15 protein-coding genes and 1 rRNA gene are annotated in these 16,294 nt (G+C 57.2%); 7 read left to right on the top strand and 9 right to left on the bottom strand.

Going from position 1 to position 16,294, the window contains the following annotated elements; genetic code table 11:
• Positions 1–56: 56 nt before the first annotated feature.
• The 6 genes from serS to JJB07_RS20525 all read right to left on the bottom strand — a co-directional run bounded on the left by serS (position 57) and on the right by JJB07_RS20525 (position 6,312).
• Positions 57–1,340, bottom strand: a complete 1,284-nt coding sequence (gene serS / locus JJB07_RS20550; protein WP_201637994.1) for a serine--tRNA ligase — start codon at positions 1,338–1,340, stop codon at positions 57–59.
• Positions 1,341–1,460: 120 nt separating this feature from the next.
• Positions 1,461–2,507: a glycoside hydrolase family 15 protein gene (locus JJB07_RS20545; protein WP_201637993.1), complete on the bottom strand. Its 1,047-nt coding sequence runs from the start codon at positions 2,505–2,507 to the stop codon at positions 1,461–1,463.
• Positions 2,508–2,577: 70 nt separating this feature from the next.
• Entirely contained in the window at positions 2,578–3,171 is a 594-nt protein-coding gene (gene pdxT / locus JJB07_RS20540; RefSeq protein ID WP_201637992.1) for a pyridoxal 5'-phosphate synthase glutaminase subunit PdxT, read from the bottom strand.
• Between the two features lie 11 nt (positions 3,172–3,182).
• Positions 3,183–4,067: a pyridoxal 5'-phosphate synthase lyase subunit PdxS gene (gene pdxS, locus JJB07_RS20535; RefSeq protein WP_201637991.1), complete on the bottom strand. Its 885-nt coding sequence runs from the start codon at positions 4,065–4,067 to the stop codon at positions 3,183–3,185.
• A 277-nt stretch (positions 4,068–4,344) separates the two neighbouring features.
• Positions 4,345–5,583, bottom strand: coding sequence for a D-alanyl-D-alanine carboxypeptidase family protein (locus tag JJB07_RS20530; RefSeq protein ID WP_201637990.1), 1,239 nt, complete (start codon positions 5,581–5,583; stop codon positions 4,345–4,347).
• A gap of 156 nt (positions 5,584–5,739) precedes the next feature.
• Entirely contained in the window at positions 5,740–6,312 is a 573-nt protein-coding gene (locus tag JJB07_RS20525) for a phosphatase PAP2 family protein (RefSeq protein ID WP_201637989.1), read from the bottom strand.
• A gap of 163 nt (positions 6,313–6,475) precedes the next feature.
• On the opposite strand from JJB07_RS20525, the gene JJB07_RS20520 reads away from it, so the two are divergent.
• From JJB07_RS20520 to JJB07_RS20505, 4 genes are read left to right on the top strand one after another with little or no spacing between them, the layout of a single operon-like run.
• Entirely contained in the window at positions 6,476–7,615 is a 1,140-nt protein-coding gene (locus JJB07_RS20520) for an MGDG synthase family glycosyltransferase (RefSeq protein ID WP_201637988.1), read from the top strand.
• A gap of 19 nt (positions 7,616–7,634) precedes the next feature.
• Positions 7,635–8,810, top strand: a complete 1,176-nt coding sequence (locus tag JJB07_RS20515) for an MGDG synthase family glycosyltransferase (protein ID WP_201637987.1) — start codon at positions 7,635–7,637, stop codon at positions 8,808–8,810.
• On the top strand, positions 8,776–9,966 hold the full coding sequence (locus JJB07_RS20510) for an MFS transporter (protein WP_201637986.1): 1,191 nt from the start codon (positions 8,776–8,778) through the stop codon (positions 9,964–9,966). The genes JJB07_RS20515 and JJB07_RS20510 overlap by 35 nt, the downstream gene beginning before the upstream one ends.
• Positions 9,967–9,984: 18 nt before the next feature.
• Positions 9,985–11,265, top strand: a complete 1,281-nt coding sequence (locus tag JJB07_RS20505) for a polysaccharide deacetylase family protein (RefSeq protein WP_201637985.1) — start codon at positions 9,985–9,987, stop codon at positions 11,263–11,265.
• A 40-nt stretch (positions 11,266–11,305) separates the two neighbouring features.
• Here the strand turns inward: JJB07_RS20505 and guaB are convergent, their stop codons facing one another.
• Entirely contained in the window at positions 11,306–12,772 is a 1,467-nt protein-coding gene (gene guaB / locus JJB07_RS20500) for an IMP dehydrogenase (protein WP_201637984.1), read from the bottom strand.
• 120 nt (positions 12,773–12,892) lie between these two features.
• Here guaB and JJB07_RS20495 point away from each other — a divergent pair, with 120 nt between their 5' ends.
• The 3 genes from JJB07_RS20495 to JJB07_RS20485 are packed head-to-tail and all read left to right on the top strand — an operon-like array spanning position 12,893 to position 15,193.
• Positions 12,893–13,912 carry a YaaC family protein gene (locus tag JJB07_RS20495; RefSeq protein WP_201637983.1) on the top strand — a complete coding sequence of 340 codons (1,020 nt, stop codon included), beginning with the start codon at positions 12,893–12,895 and terminating at the stop codon, positions 13,910–13,912.
• Between the two features lie 29 nt (positions 13,913–13,941).
• Positions 13,942–14,655, top strand: coding sequence for a polyprenyl synthetase family protein (locus JJB07_RS20490; protein ID WP_201637982.1), 714 nt, complete (start codon positions 13,942–13,944; stop codon positions 14,653–14,655).
• Positions 14,648–15,193 (top strand): hypothetical protein, encoded by a 546-nt coding sequence (locus JJB07_RS20485; RefSeq protein ID WP_201637981.1) that lies wholly within the window; start codon positions 14,648–14,650, stop codon positions 15,191–15,193. Before JJB07_RS20490 ends, JJB07_RS20485 begins: the two co-directional genes overlap by 8 nt.
• 59 nt (positions 15,194–15,252) lie before the next feature.
• On the opposite strand, the gene JJB07_RS20480 is transcribed toward JJB07_RS20485, so the two are convergent.
• Together JJB07_RS20480 and rrf are read right to left on the bottom strand one after the other, a co-directional pair.
• Positions 15,253–16,116 (bottom strand): GNAT family N-acetyltransferase, encoded by an 864-nt coding sequence (locus JJB07_RS20480; protein WP_201637980.1) that lies wholly within the window; start codon positions 16,114–16,116, stop codon positions 15,253–15,255.
• Positions 16,117–16,173: 57 nt separating this feature from the next.
• Positions 16,174–16,290: ribosomal RNA gene (gene rrf / locus JJB07_RS20475) — 5S ribosomal RNA — on the bottom strand.
• Between the last annotated feature and the right edge of the window lie 4 nt (positions 16,291–16,294).

Below are 16,294 nucleotides of genomic sequence, written 5' to 3'. Positions count from 1 at the left end.
TCTCCTCTTCCTTCTTGCCAAAAAACCCCCTCAACAGGAGGGGGTTGCAACGTTCATTATTGGGGCTTCGCGATCTTGGTCAGTCCGCCCATGTACGGAACGAGTGCGTCCGGCACCGTTACAGAGCCGTCTGCTTGTTGGTAGTTTTCCAGAATCGCCGCCACGGTACGACCGATCGCAAGACCCGAACCGTTGATCGTGTGCACGAACTCCGGCTTCGCTCCCGCTTCCGGACGGTAGCGAATGTTCGCACGGCGCGCTTGGAAATCTTCGAAGTTCGAGCAGGACGAAATCTCGCGGTAGGTGTTCGCTTCGGGCAACCAGACTTCGAGGTCGTTTTTCTTGGCAGCGCCAAACCCGAGGTCCCCGAAGCACATGTCGAGCTTGCGGTACGGCAGGTTCAGGCGTTGCAGGATGGTTTCCGCATCGCGCACGAGTTTCGCCCACTCGTCGTAGGACGTCTCCGGCGCAACGAACTTGACCATCTCGACTTTGTTGAACTGGTGCTGACGAATCAAACCGCGGGTATCGCGGCCCGCCGAGCCCGCTTCGGAGCGGAAGCACGGGGTGTACGCTGCGAAGTACACCGGCAGTTGGTCGGCCGACAAGATGTCGTCGCGGTAGTAGTTCGTCACCGGAACTTCTGCCGTCGGCGCGAGGAAATAGTCGGTGTCCTTGAGTTTGAACGCGTCCTCTTCGAACTTCGGCAAGTTGCCGGTGCCCGTCATCGACGCACGGTTGACGATGAACGGCGGGAGCACTTCGGTGTAGCCGTGCTCGGTGGTGTGGATGTCGAGCATGAAGGAAATCAGGGCACGTTCAAGACGAGCACCTGCGCCCTTGTAAAAAGCAAATCGTGCGCCCGTGATCTTGGCGGCCGCTTCGAAGTCGATGATGCCAAGCTCAGACGCGATCTCCCAGTGCGGTTTCGGTTCGAAATCGAATTGACGCGGTTCGCCCCAAAGTGCGATCTCGACGTTCTCGTCTTCGGTCAGACCCTGCGGCACCGATTCGTGCGGCATGTTCGGGATGACGAGCAAGAGATGGTGGGTGCGCTCTTCGACGGTGCGGAGTTCTTCGTCGAGTTCCTTGATGCGGTCGCCGACTTCGCGCATTTCGGTGATGATGTGGTCGGCGTTCTCGCCGGCTTTTTTCATCTTGGCAACTTCTTGGGAAACGGCGTTGCGGCGGGCTTTCAGTTGCTCGACTTCCACGAGCAGTTCACGGCGGCGCTTGTCCAGATCGAGGAACTCGTCGAGCGCCTCGGTCGATTCGCCTCGGTTGTTCAGCGCCTGACGAACACGGTCCGGTTCGTTGCGCAGAAGTTTAGGGTCCAACATGGAAAATTCATCCTTCCTGTATGTAAACGTTTCGAGATTTATGCTGACAAAATCGTTTCTAGTGTATCACAATTTCTCCCACAAATTCAAACGAACCCTTATGAAAAAAGCACACGCGCCTCAGCGACCGTGTGCTTGAAGTTCCTTGTGCAAGACCACGTACATCGCATGCGACCACAAAAGCGGCTTGGCAGGCAGGCCCCATCGCTCCACCCACTCGCCATACTTCTCGGGAAAAAGGAGCCCGTGAGGCACCTGTTCGGGTAAATCGCCGTTGGCGTCCGCTTGTTGCTCGATCCACGAGAGCAGTTCGCGAGCCCGCACGAAGTTCCCCGCACGAGCGTAGTACCAGCCCAGCCACGCAGAGAGCAAGACCCACTCGCCCCCGCCGTAGAACGAGTCCTCCGGGTAGCGATGCACCCCGCCGCCGTTGGTCACCAACTCGCGCTCAATCGCCTCCACCGTGCTCACCATCCGCGGGTCGTGGACATCGAACATCCCAAACGGCACCGCCAACCACAGCAAATTCGCATCCACCGCCGAATTCCCAATCGACTTTGAAAAACGCCCGTCTACGCAAGCGTGACGTTCGATATACTCCCGTAGTTCATCAATTCCGGCATACCTGACTGCCTTCAATCCCCCATACACCGCCGCCAACGTACTCGGGTGAACCTCTTTCCCCGCCTCCTCCCAGCAATCAAAGCACGGCCCCTGCCAAAACTCCGCGAGATACTCCGTGACCAACTCCACACTCTCCCGGACTTCCTCCCAAAACCCCGCATCCCCGCTCCGCTTCACATGCTCCGCAACTCCCCAGAGGTAAGCCCCGTACCCATCCAACTGGTGGTTCCCCCACGGCTCCACCCCTTCGTGTCCATCCACCGTGTACCTTGTATGCAAAAAGAAGTCCGGGCCGGGCACGGCACCGGACTTTTTTTTCGCAAGCAAACTCTCGACTTTCCCCCGATGCCTCAGCACCGCCGCATGCACCCACTTATAAAAAGCGGCCGCTTCGCGATGCGCGCCCGCTACATCCATCGCATACGCCACAAACGTCCCGTCGCGCAGCCACGCATACCGATACGTCGCAAACGAAGGACTTCCCAAAAAAGCCCCGCTCGCCGCCTGCCCACGCCGCATCACATCCACACTGTGCCCAAACATCCGATCCCTCCTCTCCCCTGTTGCCTCCAAATATATAAAAAAAGAGGCGTCATCATGACGCCCCTCTCTCTTACACAGATGCTTTCTTCGCTTCCTCGACCATCGTGAGGAAGTATTGATGCAAACGCACATCATCCGTCAATTCCGGGTGGAACGACGCGCCGAGGATGTGACCTTGGCGGGCGGTGACGACGCGGTCGTTGAAGGTGGAAAGCACCTCGACTTGGTCGCCGATTTCCATGATATGCGGCGCACGGATGAACACCGCGCGGTACTTCTCTTGACCTTCCATGCCTTTCACATCGAGATCGGTCTCGAAGGAATCGACTTGGCGGCCAAACGAGTTGCGGTCGACGAGCACGTCGAACACGCCGAGGTGGGACCAGTCTTGGCCGTGGATGCGTTCGGCGAGCAAGATCAAACCTGCACAGGTGCCAAACATCGGCACGCCGCGTTTCGCCATCTCACGAACCGGCTCCATCAACTCGTACTTGTTCATGAGCTTGCCAATCGTGGTGGACTCCCCGCCCGGCAGGACGAGGCCGTCGAGACCTTCGAGATCGGCCGGCCATTTGACCGCGACGACTTCGTCGGCACCCGCTTGTTCCAAGCTCTTGATATGTTCTGCGACAGCTCCTTGCAACGCCAGTACGCCGATTTTCATGGGAGCTCCGATTACCAGCCGCGTTCTGCCATGCGGTCAGCTTGCGACAGGGTGGAGAGTTCGATCCCTTTCATCGCGATGCCGAGGTTCTTGGAGAGTTCGCCGATCAGCTTGAAGTCGTTGTAGTGCGTGGTCGCTTGGACGATCGCTTTTGCAAACTTCTCCGGGTTGTCCGATTTGAAGATACCGGAACCGACGAAGACGCCGTCAGCGCCGAGGTGCATCATCAGAGCTGCGTCAGCCGGAGTTGCGACGCCGCCTGCTGCGAAGTTTACGACCGGCAGTTTGCCGTCGCGACGAATTTGCAAGAGCAATTCAACCGGAGCACCGATGTTTTTCGCTTCTGCGATGATTTCGTCCTCTGCCATCGAGGTGACTTTGCGGATTTGCGCTTGTACGGTGCGCATGTGCTTCACAGCTTCGACGATGTTGCCGGTGCCCGGTTCGCCCTTGGTGCGGAGCATGGACGCGCCTTCTGCGATGCGGCGAAGTGCTTCGCCGAGGTCGCGGCAGCCGCAAACGAACGGAACGGTGAATTCGCGCTTGTTGATGTGGAATTTATCGTCAGCCGGGGTGAGAACTTCGGATTCGTCGAGGTAGTCGACGCCGAGTGCTTCCAGGACGCGTGCTTCTACGAAGTGGCCGATACGAGCTTTCGCCATAACCGGGATCGAGACTGCGTTCATAACATCTTCAATGATGGTCGGGTCTGCCATACGAGCAACGCCGCCAGCCGAACGGATGTCAGCCGGAACGCGTTCCAGAGCCATGACTGCGACTGCACCTGCTTCTTCTGCGATTTTCGCTTGCTCAGCGTTCACGACGTCCATGATTACGCCGCCTTTTTGCATTTCCGCCATACCGCGTTTGACACGAGTTGTACCGGTTTCGATCATTGGGTAATTGCGCCTCCTGTATATGGAAAAAAGATAGTGGTGAACAAGGTTATACCTTTCAAGTATTCATTGTAACGCAGTCGTACAAGCGTGACAAGAATAGGCAAAAAACCAGGGAGTTATCCCTGGTTTTTGTTATTCTCTTGATTCTCCGGGGCCATACGCCGCAAAAAAGCACGGAACATAAAGAAGCCGCCGGGGATCAAGATGATGAACAGCACGATAGACGAGATGAGATACCAACCGGGTGCGCTCACAGAGATTCCCTCACTTCAACTTAGTTAAAGGCATTGCCGATCGAGGAGAACAATCCGCCGAAGAAATGGCCGATGCCGCGGAACATCAAGCGAATCCACGAGCCTTTCTCCACGTCTTGTTTCGCGACGAGCGGAACAGACGCGACGACCTTGCCGTCTTGGAGAGCTTGCAGTTCACCGACGACTTGGTCTTTGGTGACCGGAGCGGTGACGTCCTTGTAGACGGCTTTTTTCTCCAAGTCGGGGGAGCCGTTTTTGGTGGCGATGACGAGGTCGCTTTGGGCGACGGTTTGAATTTCCTTGTCCACGCCGGAGGTGATCGGCGCGAGGTCTGGCGCGGCGTCGCCTTTTTTGATCACGGTGACCGGTTTGTAGTTCGAGAAGCCGTACTCCATGATCTTGATCGAGTCGTTGACGCGCATGTTGTCGTCCTTGGCGCCCAGTTCAATCCCGATCAAACGCATGCCGTTGCGCTCGGCGGTGCCGACGAGGTTGTTGCCCGCTTCGTCGGTGAAGCCGGTTTTCAGACCGTCCATGCCTTCGATCTTGCCGAGGACGTGGTTGGTGTTTTCCAGTTTGAACTTGCCGTCGCGGATCGTTTTGCTCTGGGTCTTGGTGACTTCGAGCACTTGCGGGTATTTCGTAATCAGTTCGCGGGCCATCAGCGCGATGTCGTACCCGGAGCTGTAGTGGTTCGGGTCATGCAAGCCGTTGGAGTCGGCGAAGTGGGTGTCCTTCATGCCGAGTTCTTGGGCTTTTTTGTTCATGCGGTCGACAAACGCTTGCTCGCTGCCGCCGATGAATTCTGCGGTCGCCACGCAGGCGTCGTTGGCCGACGGGATGGCGATGAATTCGATCATGTCTTGCAGGGTCCATTTTTCCTTCGGGTCGAGCCAAACGGAGGAGCCTTCGACACCGTACGCGTTGTTGGAGATCGGCACGACGTCGGTGAGTTTTTTCTCGCCTTTTTCCACCGCTTCGTAGGTGAGCAGGAGGGTCATGATCTTGGTGACGGATGCCGGATAGCGCTTGGCATGCTCGTCCTTCGACCAGAGCAGTTGTCCGGTCTTGGCATCCATGAGGAGACCAACCGGTGCGTCGATTTTGAGATCGGTGGCCGCTTGTTTCGCATCTTCCGCATGCGCCACCGACAACCCGAATTGCAGCGGCCCAACCGTCGCGGTCGGCACGTTTGCAGCCATCAACAACGCAACCACCAAAGCGCTCGAGGCGGTTTTCGTCCAGAAACGTTTCTTCATTAGTTTGTCTCTCCTCCAGTCCCTTGGGGTTCTATCGCACAATTGCGTGATTGCTCGTCCTGAAAAGACACTTGGAATTATACCATAGTTGGAGGATAGAGGCATGGGGCGAATGTATGACAAAAGCCGCATCCAGTCCTGGATGCGGTTTTTTGCTTACTTCCCATACCCAAACACCTGACAGATTCGCCTCGTCAGCGGCACCAACCTCCCGGAAAGCTTCCAAGAAATACGGCTGGCGATGAACCCGACGATCACACTTGCGAGCACATCGGTCGGGTAATGAACGCCGCAGTACACCCGCGAAATCATCACGAGCACCGCCAAGATCGCAAAACTCCGCGACACCCAATTCGCCGTCCGATCGGCCGACCCAAACGCAAACCCGAAACTCCCCGATGTATGGTCGCTGGGAAACGACGCATCCGGATCATGCGGAATCAATTTCGTATACGTCCCCTCCGGCAGTGTGACGAACGGGCGCGGCCTGTACCAGACGTGCGAAATCACGAAATTGATCAAGAGCGCCAACACCCCCGCCACTCCCGCGAGCAACAGCCCGTGCCGCTTTCCCACCTCTTGCTTTGGCAACGTAAACCACGCCATCACAAACAACACCGCGTACATCTCCAACGAATACTCCGCGATCTTCGAAAAAAACCAATCGAGCACAGGCACATGCCCCGCAAATTGATTGAAAAAATGATACACGAGCACATCCCAATCCATCTCCCCAAAAACCTCCTTCCCTCCTCTCCAGTATGATCAACTCCTTCGAATACTTGATCTCCCCGACAAATAAAATAAGCAAAGAAGTTTTTTCGCGAAATTCATCTTTCCTCGATAGAATGCCTTGTTGGATCACATGTTACTGGAAGAGGAGGAGAAAACGATGACAACTTCCGTGTTGATTCTGACCAGTGATTTCGGCGAAGGCCATCAACAGGTCGCTGAAGCGATTCACCAAGTCCTTGAGGCCGATCATCCCGATCTCGTCTGCCGTGTCGTCAACGTGATGGAATGTCTGCACCCGCGCCTGCATCTAATCGGGCGCACCGTTTTTTTGCAGGCGGTCAAAAAGTTGCCTTCGCTGTACGGCTTTCTGTATCGAAAAACGTACGGGCCGACTCTTTCCTCCCATTTTCTAAGCGAACTCACCAACTTCGGACTCAAACGGTTGGAGCACTTGTTGCAGGAGGAACAGCCCTGCCTCGTCGTTTCGACCTTTCCCTTTGCATCGGCTGCCATGTCCCACCTGCGCAAACAGCTCGTCACACAAGTCCCGCTCGTCACCTTGATCACCGACCATACGTTCCACCAAGCGTGGATTCATCCGGAAACCGACCTCTACCTTGTCGGCTCCGAGCGGGTCTTGGAAGGCTTGGTCCAGTGCGGCATCCCCGCGTCTGCCATCCAAGTCACCGGCATTCCGCTGCGCCCCGCTTTTGAAAAAAACTACTCCAAACACCATCTCCGCATGCTCCACGGCTTGAGTCCGACCACGCCGACCGTCCTCATCCTCGGCGGGGGCTTCGGCCTGTTCGGAGAGGAAATTTTCGACCCTGCCCTGCTGGAGAGCCTGCCCGCTCCCGTGCAACTCGTCATCATTTGTGGCCACAATGAAAAAGCGAAGGCCCACGTCGAGCGAGCCTTCGCCCATCGCCGCGACCACGTCAAAGTCTTGGGATTCGTGGACAACATGCACGAATGGATGGCGATGGCCGATCTCGTGCTGACCAAACCCGGCGGCGTGACGACCGCCGAAGCGATGGCGCTCCAACTTCCGATGCTCCTCTACAAACCGATCCCCGGCCAAGAGGAAGACAATCTGCGGTATCTGGTCGAGTCGGGCGTAGCGCTTGCCGCCACGTCCAAAGCGATGCTCTGGGAGAAGCTCCACACCCTGCTTTCGAACGACGCCGAGTTGGCGCGCATGAAAACGTGCGCCAAACGAGAGGGACGCAAGCACTCCGCACGGGATGCGACGGCGCTGCTGGAACCGTATTTCGCCCGCATGCCCCTCTACCAATAGAGAAGAAAGGAGCCATCGTATGCAACCACGGCGAGACCCTGTCGTCCTCATCCTCTATGCCCGCTACGGAGCCGGTCACATCCAAGTCGCAGAAGCGTTGCAACAAGCGTTTGAAAAAAACGGCGCGGCCCGCGTCGTTCTCCTGGACTTGTTTCGCGAATCCCATCCGTGGGTGGACGCCGCGTCGAAGTTTCTGTACCGCAAATCGTTCACCCTGTTCCCCACGCTGTACGGCTGGACCTACTACCGCACGAAAGACATGTCGCACGACCGCTTGATGTCGCGCCACTTCAATTCCTTCGGCCTTCCTACGTTAAAAAAGTCGATCGAGGCTGTCCAGCCCGATCTCGTCATCAACACGTTCCCGATGCTCGCCATGCCTGAATTCAGGCGGCAGACGGGACAGCGAATTCCGACGTTTGCCGTGCTGACCGACTTTGTGTTGCACAACCGTTGGATTCATCCGGAGATCGACAAATACTACGTGGCGACGGATGACTTGGCGGAGCAACTTTTTCAAAAAGGGGTTCTCCCGCACCAAGTGGTCGTCAGCGGAATCCCGATTCGTCAGGGATTCCAACGAGCTCAAGACCTCCTGGAGGAAAAACACGAGTTGGCACGCCGCTACCAACTCACGCCTCAGAAACGAAAAGTTCTGCTCTCCGCCGGCGGCTACGGCGTTTCGTGGAACTGGTTGGAGATCATCCAATCGTTTGCCGAGCAAGACTGGGAAGTTCTCGTCGCCTGCGGGAACAACGAAGCGATGCGATCGGACTTGCTTTTGAAAACGGCACCTCTCGCAGACGTTCACATCTTCGGCTATCTCCCTCACATCGAAGAGTTGATGAAAACGGCCGACCTGCTCGTCACGAAAGCGGGCGGCATCACACTGGCCGAAGCGCTGAGCCTTCAGCTTCCGATCTTGATCCTCTCCCCCGTGCCCGGTCAGGAGTTGGAAAACGCGCGCTATCTCGAAGCCAAGGGAGCCGCCCGCGTTGTTCGAACACGAGAAGACCTCGCCGAGATCAAACACCTTTTACAAAAAGACGAGCTGCTCTCCTCGCTCGTGCAAACAAACCACACACCCCTCGGTCAGCAAAACTCGGCCGAACGAGTCGTCGCCGATATGAAAACTTCATGGAAAGAAGGGATGACCTCCCGTGTCCTCCACCAAGCACTTCCTGCACATCCCTAAATCCATGCTGCGAATGCTGTTGATGCTCTTGCTTGTGGAGTTCGTGCGGGCGGCGTTTCTCATGAGTTATTTGCCGGCGTACGGTGTGACGAAGCTCGGTTTTTCCGTCTCGATGGTCGGCGTCGCGGTGACCGCTCATTATGCCGCCGACACGATTTTGAAGATCGCGAGCGGGTATTTACTGGATCGTTTTTCGTTTCGGTTGATTCTGCCTGCGGGGTTGGCGCTTGGGTTGTTGAGTTTGCTGTCCTTGCAGGTTTTTTCGAGTTCGTGGTGGTTGGTCGTCGCATCGACTCTGTACGGGGTCGGGCTCTCTCCGGTTTGGTTGGTCTGTGTGTCGTACTTGCAAGAAGACCGGCGCGGAACGCAGATGGGCGCGATCTATACGGCGTGGATGGGCGGCATGGGGGGCGGTCTTTTTTTGACGAATTTTTTGCTCGATCGCTTTGCGCAGCAGGCGTTTTGGCTGTTGCTCGGCTTGGCGGGGCTGTCTTTGGTGCTCTCGCTGATCTTGCCGAAGCAGGAGCGGCACCAAGCTCTCTCGGCGCCGCTTCGGGAGCAACTGCGCGACATGGGAGATCGTTTGAAAAAAATCGGCCCCCTGCTCCCCGGCATGATTCTGCAAACGCTTGCGGCGGGGATGCTGGTGCCCGTCTTGCCTTCGTTTGTGACAAAGTTGATGGGGCTTACGTACTCGCAATACTCTCTGCTGCTGTTGTTCGGCGGAGTTTGTGCGATTCTCGGGTTGATTCCGATGGGTCGCTTGTCGGATCACTTCGGGCAAAAATGGTTCCTCGTCGGCGGATTTGCGGTGTTTGCCGTGGCGTTGTCCTGCTTGGGTGGAAGTCGTTCCTTGCTCGCCGGATGCCTGTGGGCGGTGGTGCTCGGGCTTTCCTACTCGGCGGTGCTTCCGGCTTGGAATGCGTTGCTGGCCTCGCAAGTCTCCGAACAGCAGCTCTCCGTCTCATGGGCCGTTTTCTCCAGTGTGGAGGGCATCGGGGTGATGCTCGGGCCGATTCTGGGCGGTTGGATCGGGGATTTGCTGTCCGCAAGGGCGACGCTTTGGATGAGCGCGGTCGTGATGGGGGCGATTGCGATTTTTTACGGAGTCTATCCTCTGCAGGCGTTGCTGACAAGGGCGAAATCAGTCTCGTAGAAAAAGGAAGTGGATGCAATGGGGCTTTGGGTTCTGGAAGCTGTGCTCACCTTGGTGATTCTCTACAGTTTGCTTCCCTTTTTCCTGAGTCGTGTGGCGGGGATCGGCGTCATGCGTTCGGTGCGGGGCAGCACTTCCACGGCCTTGACGTTTGACGACGGGCCACACCCGATCTATACCCCGCTCGTGCTGGATGTGTTGCAGAAGCACGGGGTGAGAGCGACGTTTTTTGTCATGGGGTCGCAGGCGGAGCTCCATCCGGAGTTGATTCGGCGCATGCATCGAGAGGGGCATGGGATTGGGGTGCATGGGTATCGGCATCGCCCGCATTGGTTGATGTCTCCTTGGAAAGTTCGGCGCGAGGCACAGCGGACGGCGGAGGTTGTGGAGAGATTGACGGGGGTTCGACCCACGCTCTTGCGGCCGCCGTGGGGATTGTTGAATTTGCTGGATTTCGTGGTGCTGCGGGAATTTCGGATTGTGCTGTGGTCGGGGATGGTCGGCGATTGGCGCAAGCAGAGTGTCGCACGACTTTCCCGGCGGTTGCAAAAATCTCTGCGTGCGGGGGCGGTGCTTGTGTTGCATGATTCGGATGAGACGGTGGGAGCCGAGCATGGGGCTCCGCTGGTGATGGTGGAGGCTTTGGAGAAGTTGTTGCGCGAGACGGCGGCTTCCGGTATGGATTGGGTGCGAGCGGAGGAGCTTGAGAGGGAGACGGGGGTGGATCAGGGGTCGAGGTCGGGCAAACTCCCTTGGGTCACGCGGGTTTGGCTTGGCTGGGAGCATCTGTTCCAGCGGTTGTTCCACGTGCAGACATTGCGGTCGGATCGAGATCTGCTGTTCGTGCGGTTGTGCCGGTACAAGGGTCGGGAAGCTATTGAATTAGACGATGGCACCGTGATTCAGCGAGGCGATCAGTTGATGGAGATTCATTTGAACAACGAGCAGTTGCTCGCTCTGCACGGGCAAGCGAATTCCGAGATGCAGTTGGCGAAATTATTATTGAAGGAAATGAGAAGAGCGTTGCGTGTGGTGGCCTCTCATCTCAACCATCCGGATCATGAAGCGGTGAAGGCCTTGTACGGAATTTCGCTGATCAACCGCGGGATCGGACCCTTGGGTTTTCGCAAGATCTCGATGTCCCGGGGGTTGTTCGCCTTGGCGACAAAGTGGTATCTGCGCGTGCTCCTCAGGGTCCTGCATCCCCAAGGACGAGAGCGGATGAAGATCAGGACGGACGCCCTCGTTCCCCAGCAGGTGGTGCTGTCGAGGCAGGAGCTTTTTGCGAGGTATTTGTGAAAAAAAGACCGGACCCGGGGTGGGGTCGGTCTTTTTTTGCTTAGAAGCTGTAATTCGGTGCTTCCTTCGTGATCTGGACATCGTGCGGGTGGCTTTCTTTCAAGCCCGCACCCGTGATGCGGATGAAGGAGGTTTTGGATTGCAGGTCGGAGATCGTCGCGACGCCGCAGTAGCCCATGCCGGCGCGGATGCCGCCGACGTTTTGGAAGATGATGTCGGCCAGGGACCCACGGTACGGGACGCGGCCTTCGATGCCTTCGGGGACCAATTTTTTCGCGTTCTCGGTGTTCTCTTGGAAGTAGCGGTCGCTCGAGCCTTCCTTCATCGCACCGAGCGAGCCCATCCCGCGATACACTTTGAAGTAACGGCCTTGGTGAATTTCCATCTCACCCGGCGATTCCTCCGTACCTGCCAGCAACGAACCGACCATGACGCAGTCGGCACCCGCCGCCAGCGCCTTCACGATGTCGCCCGAATACTTGATCCCGCCGTCTGCGATGATCGGGATGTTGTACTCACGCGCCACCGTCGCGCAGTCGTAGATCGCCGTAATCTGCGGCACACCAATCCCTGCCACAATGCGGGTGGTGCAGATCGAGCCCGGCCCGATCCCAACTTTGACAGCCGATGCGCCCGCTTCGATCAGATCGCGAGTCGCTTCGCCCGTTGCGACGTTGCCTGCGACGATTTCGAGGTCCGGGTACTTCTCGCGAAGTTCACGCACGGTGTTGATGACGCCCAGCGAATGGCCGTGTGCGGTGTCAACGGTGATCAGGTCTACTCCCGCGTTCACCAGCGCTTCCACGCGCTCGAACGTGTCTTTGGTGACGCCGACTGCGGCACCGACGATCAGGCGGCCTTTTTCATCCTTGGCGGCGTTCGGGAAGCGAATCGCTTTCTCGATGTCCTTGATCGTGATCAGGCCCTTGAGGTGGAAGTCCTCGTCGACGAGAGGGAGCTTCTCCACTTTGGAGCGTTGGAGAATTTCCTGCGCGTCTTCGAGCGTGGTGCCGACCGGTGCGGTCACGAGGTTTTCCTTGGTCATGACATCGCCGATTTTGTGCGAGAAGTTTTTCTCAAAGCGCAGGTCGCGGTTGGTGATGATGCCGACCAGTTTGCCGTCCGGCTCGATGATCGGGACGCCGGAGATGCGGTACTTCGCCATCATCTCTTCGGCGTGGTAGAGCTGATGTTCCGGAGTGAGGTAGATCGGGTTGGTGATGACGCCGGACTCGGAACGCTTGACGCGGTCCACTTCCTCGGCTTGTCGTTCGATCGGCATGTTCTTGTGAATGATGCCGATGCCGCCTTCGCGCGCCATCGCGATTGCCATCTTCGACTCGGTGACGGTATCCATCCCAGCTGAAACGATCGGGGTGTTGAGTTTGACTTTGCGGGTGATGCGAGACGCTACAGACACGTCGCGCGGCAAGATTTCCGATTTCGCAGGAATTAACAAGACGTCGTCAAAAGTGAGCCCTTCCTTGGCAAACTTGTTCTGCCACATTCCGATATTCCCCCCAAGAAGTTACGTATAGATTGTCCCTTGACCGTGGATATTAGTGACTAGTTTAGCAATAGGCTCTAGTGAGGTCAAGCACGTTGTGAAAGAGGGGTGTGAAGCTCGATGCAACCGCAAGTTCGCATTCCGTCGGAACAACCGTATCGCAAGCTCTGGGATACGTTTGTCTATTACGAAAACGAGCAGACGACAAGCGACTATCTGCGCCGCCAATACGAAGCGCAGGGTGTGGAGTCGGTGCCGAAGTGGGTGTACCAAGCGACGCCCAAGTTTATTTTTTCCATCAAGCAAGCACGGGAATACTACCGCGCCGCTGAAGCCTGTGATATTTTGACCAAACCGCTGCTGCTCTATTACGGCATGATGGCGCTCGCCAAAGCGCTGATCACCTCGCGCATCCCGGATTATCCCTCGACGACCTCCGTCTTGAAGCACGGACTCTCCACCCGCAAGCTCAAGCGCGACGGCTATTCGTTTGCGGATGATGAAGTCCGCGTGCAGAAGGACGGCATTTTCCAGACGTTGCACAACACGCTCGGAGGCCCGGAGTTTCAGCCGCTGCAACCGTTTCGCATGAAGGAATTGCTCAGCGTCATCCCCGAGCTCATGCACGCCTACGAGCGCCTGTACGGGTCTGCGCAAGTCTGCCCGCTCAACTACCAAACCGCTTCGGAAAAACCGCACTGGCACGTTCCCCGCGCGTTCGTTGCCTCTGCTCAGAAGACACGCGACGAGCTGTTGGAGATCTTGAATCGACACGGGGAGGAGCGGTCGCGTTTTTCCTACGGGGAGGAGCCCGGTGAAACGGGGCTTTTGCGAATCGAGGTCGACGGCGACCCTTTGCACCATCGCTTGTTGTTGCATGACTTCTCGGGGCGGCCGCATCTGCGCTTTCCGCATGAGAGCGACTTGGTGCTACCGGAGATTTCGGTGCATTTCATGATCATGTTCGTGCTGGGGATGCTCTGCCGGTATGAGACGGAGCGTTGGGGCGAGATGATCTTGACGTTTTCGTCGCACGATACGTTTTTGATCAATGAGTTTTTGAACGTGTCGATGCGCAAGTTTCCGAATCTGATCTTGGATGAGTTGAATCAGGAACAGACGATTTTTTACACGCCGTGAGACAGGCATCGCAAACGGGAGGGAGATCGATGGCGACACGTGAACACGTGCTGTGGCGGGAGATCTCCGCGGCGCTGGTCGAAGCCCCAAACGTCACCAAGACATTGGTCGAAGCCGTCCGGGAACGCGCGGGTCTGCGCTCCGGGCTCTTGGTCCGACTGTCCGGCGAAGCGGCAGGTTCCGTCGAGAAAAAAAAGCTCGGCTGTGCCTCCGCTGCGTTGGAGCTTCTCGAACTGTCTCTGTGCTTACAGGAAGAGACGAGCTTGGCCGGCATGGGAGTCCGTCCATTGGAGCAGTTTCGGGTGGCAGATTTCCTCTATGCCAAAGGTCTGCGCATGGCGACAGAACTGCCAACGGATGTGGCGCGTGAGATTCTGGATGAAGCCTGCCGTTTGAAGTCCGACCGCCTGCCGGGGCGCGATCTCGACTGGGGCGAGCATGTGAAGGATTCGGAGCATGCGGAGTTGGAACAGGCGTATCGCAAATGGGGTCGCTTTGCGGGCGTCTGTTGCAAGGTGGGAGCGATGCTGGGTCGATGTGAGGAAGAGATACGGGAAGCGTTGATCGAGTATGGTTATTGTGTGGGGATGGCCGTCGCGTCGGAGGCGGGATCGGCCGTTTTTTACCGAAAAAAGGCTGTGTCGTGTCTGTCCGCACTGCCGGAGAGTGAGGCGAAGTCCCTGCTTCTGGCGGTGCCGGATGCCTTCATGTTGGGCAAAGGGAGGGAATTCCTCGATGTCTGATGGATCTGGATCTCATGGAATGAATCGTGTCCGCCGCACGCCGTGGGGGTTTTGGCGGATGAGTGTGTGGGCCGTCTGGCTGGCGGCGTTGCCGTCGGTGGGCGGCTGGTTGCTGGAAGTGTATCTGTCTTGGACGCGCTCGTGGGAGCCGCTGATCGGATGGGCGGTGATCTTGCATTCGCTGCTGTGCTTGGCGTGGTGGGTGCAGAGTCGGTGGAGTGCCTTGGCAGAAGGACGCGAGCGTGGGCGTGGCTCTGTTCGCAAGGAGTCCGCAACGGGGCGTTCCAAGCGATGGGCGGGAGCGTCTCGGCAGTTGCCGGCGGGGTGTTTTTTGCTGCTCGTGCTCTTGGGTACGATGGCGACGTTGCAGGTGGCACATGTGTTTTTGGTGACGGTGCTCTGCGGGTTGCTGGGGGCGATCCGGGCTTGGAACGTCAACGTTCGCTCCAAGAAATCGATCCGGCGGAGTCGGGCCAATACGATTTTGATGACGGTGTTTCACGGGTTGGTGTTGACGGTGTGGATCGCCGTTTTATGAGAGCCTCGTTTTGAAAAAAAGCCTCCGTTCCGGTGGGAAGGAGGCTTTTCCGTATGGGTTTAGAGCACGGGCAAGGCATAGTAGTCGATAGCGCCAATCTCTTCGAAGCCGACAGATTGGTAGAGGCCGAGGGCACGCTTGTTTTCGCAAGCGACTTCGAGTTCAACAGATTGGAAACCGTCTGCGAGGAGTTCCTGCACGACTTCGGAGAGCACTTGACGTCCGTAGCCTTTTCCTTGCGCAGATTTCTGGATGCAGAAGCCGTAGATGGCCGACCGGCTGTCGTTTGAGAAGAGAATGGTGAAAAGAGTCCCGACGCGCTCCCCGTCTGCCTCGAAGATGTAAATTCGACGGGTGGGATGAGCAAAGTACTCCGCGTCATGCGGCGGGCGTTTCGGGTAGCCGAACGCATCTGCCGTGACGTCGGAAATGAAGTTTGCGTCCTCGACCGCCCCACGGCGGACCGAGAGGTTTGGATGGCGTTTCGGTTGTGCCTGTACCGTCTCAAGTTCCATGCGGTACTCGGAGTGGGCGTACGTGGCTCCGAGGTGCTTTGCGACCGCTGTGGCGCTTGCAGACTTGCTGTCCACGACAAACAAGAGCTTCGGGATGTTGCGTTGTCTCATCTGCTGAAGCGCTGCATCGAGCAGGTGGCGGAAAATGCCCTTGCGACGTGCATCCGGATGAACGGCTGCGATCATCTCCGCTTCGGTGGACTGGAAGGCGAACAGAGCGAAGTATCCGATCAACCGGCCGTCTTCGTAGTAGAGGAAGTCGTCGGTTTGATTTCCTTTGCGAGTTTCGAGATTGTCCCAGTTCATCTTCAACTGGATGCCTTCGAATTCATTGCAAAGCTCGACCAATTCACGTATTTCAGTCAATTCTTGTTGGGACAAAGTTTGTTTCGCTACGAGCAACGTCATCTCTCCTTTGTTGGAAAAAAGGCTCGATCCTCTGCTGAGAATCGAGCCTTTCGGTTTGCCTCGCGACGTCCTACTCTCCCGGGACCCTGCGGTCCAAGTACCATCGGCGCTGGAAAGCTTAACTTCTGTGTTCGGGATGGGAACAGGTGTGACCTTTCCGCCATCATCACGAGACATG

Origin of the sequence: Tumebacillus amylolyticus, from assembly GCF_016722965.1 — a bacterium.
Taxonomy (GTDB): domain Bacteria; phylum Bacillota; class Bacilli; order Tumebacillales; family Tumebacillaceae; genus Tumebacillus; species Tumebacillus amylolyticus.
Note: the sequence above shows the minus strand (reverse complement) of the source record. Positions and strands in the feature narration are given on the sequence as shown.

Excerpts from the sequence above, each read along its gene's own strand:
- serS (WP_201637994.1), bottom strand. The coding sequence starts at position 1,340 with ATGTTGGACCCTAAACTTCTGCGCAACGAACCGGACCGTGTTCGTCAG.
- JJB07_RS20545 (WP_201637993.1), bottom strand. The coding sequence starts at position 2,507 with ATGTTTGGGCACAGTGTGGATGTGATGCGGCGTGGGCAGGCGGCGAGC.
- pdxT (WP_201637992.1), bottom strand. The coding sequence starts at position 3,171 with ATGAAAATCGGCGTACTGGCGTTGCAAGGAGCTGTCGCAGAACATATC.
- pdxS (WP_201637991.1), bottom strand. The coding sequence starts at position 4,067 with ATGATCGAAACCGGTACAACTCGTGTCAAACGCGGTATGGCGGAAATG.
- JJB07_RS20530 (WP_201637990.1), bottom strand. The coding sequence starts at position 5,583 with ATGAAGAAACGTTTCTGGACGAAAACCGCCTCGAGCGCTTTGGTGGTT.
- JJB07_RS20525 (WP_201637989.1), bottom strand. The coding sequence starts at position 6,312 with ATGGATTGGGATGTGCTCGTGTATCATTTTTTCAATCAATTTGCGGGG.
- JJB07_RS20520 (WP_201637988.1), top strand. The coding sequence starts at position 6,476 with ATGACAACTTCCGTGTTGATTCTGACCAGTGATTTCGGCGAAGGCCAT.
- JJB07_RS20515 (WP_201637987.1), top strand. The coding sequence starts at position 7,635 with ATGCAACCACGGCGAGACCCTGTCGTCCTCATCCTCTATGCCCGCTAC.
- JJB07_RS20505 (WP_201637985.1), top strand. The coding sequence starts at position 9,985 with ATGGGGCTTTGGGTTCTGGAAGCTGTGCTCACCTTGGTGATTCTCTAC.
- guaB (WP_201637984.1), bottom strand. The coding sequence starts at position 12,772 with ATGTGGCAGAACAAGTTTGCCAAGGAAGGGCTCACTTTTGACGACGTC.
- JJB07_RS20495 (WP_201637983.1), top strand. The coding sequence starts at position 12,893 with ATGCAACCGCAAGTTCGCATTCCGTCGGAACAACCGTATCGCAAGCTC.
- JJB07_RS20490 (WP_201637982.1), top strand. The coding sequence starts at position 13,942 with ATGGCGACACGTGAACACGTGCTGTGGCGGGAGATCTCCGCGGCGCTG.
- JJB07_RS20485 (WP_201637981.1), top strand. The coding sequence starts at position 14,648 with ATGTCTGATGGATCTGGATCTCATGGAATGAATCGTGTCCGCCGCACG.
- JJB07_RS20480 (WP_201637980.1), bottom strand. The coding sequence starts at position 16,116 with ATGACGTTGCTCGTAGCGAAACAAACTTTGTCCCAACAAGAATTGACT.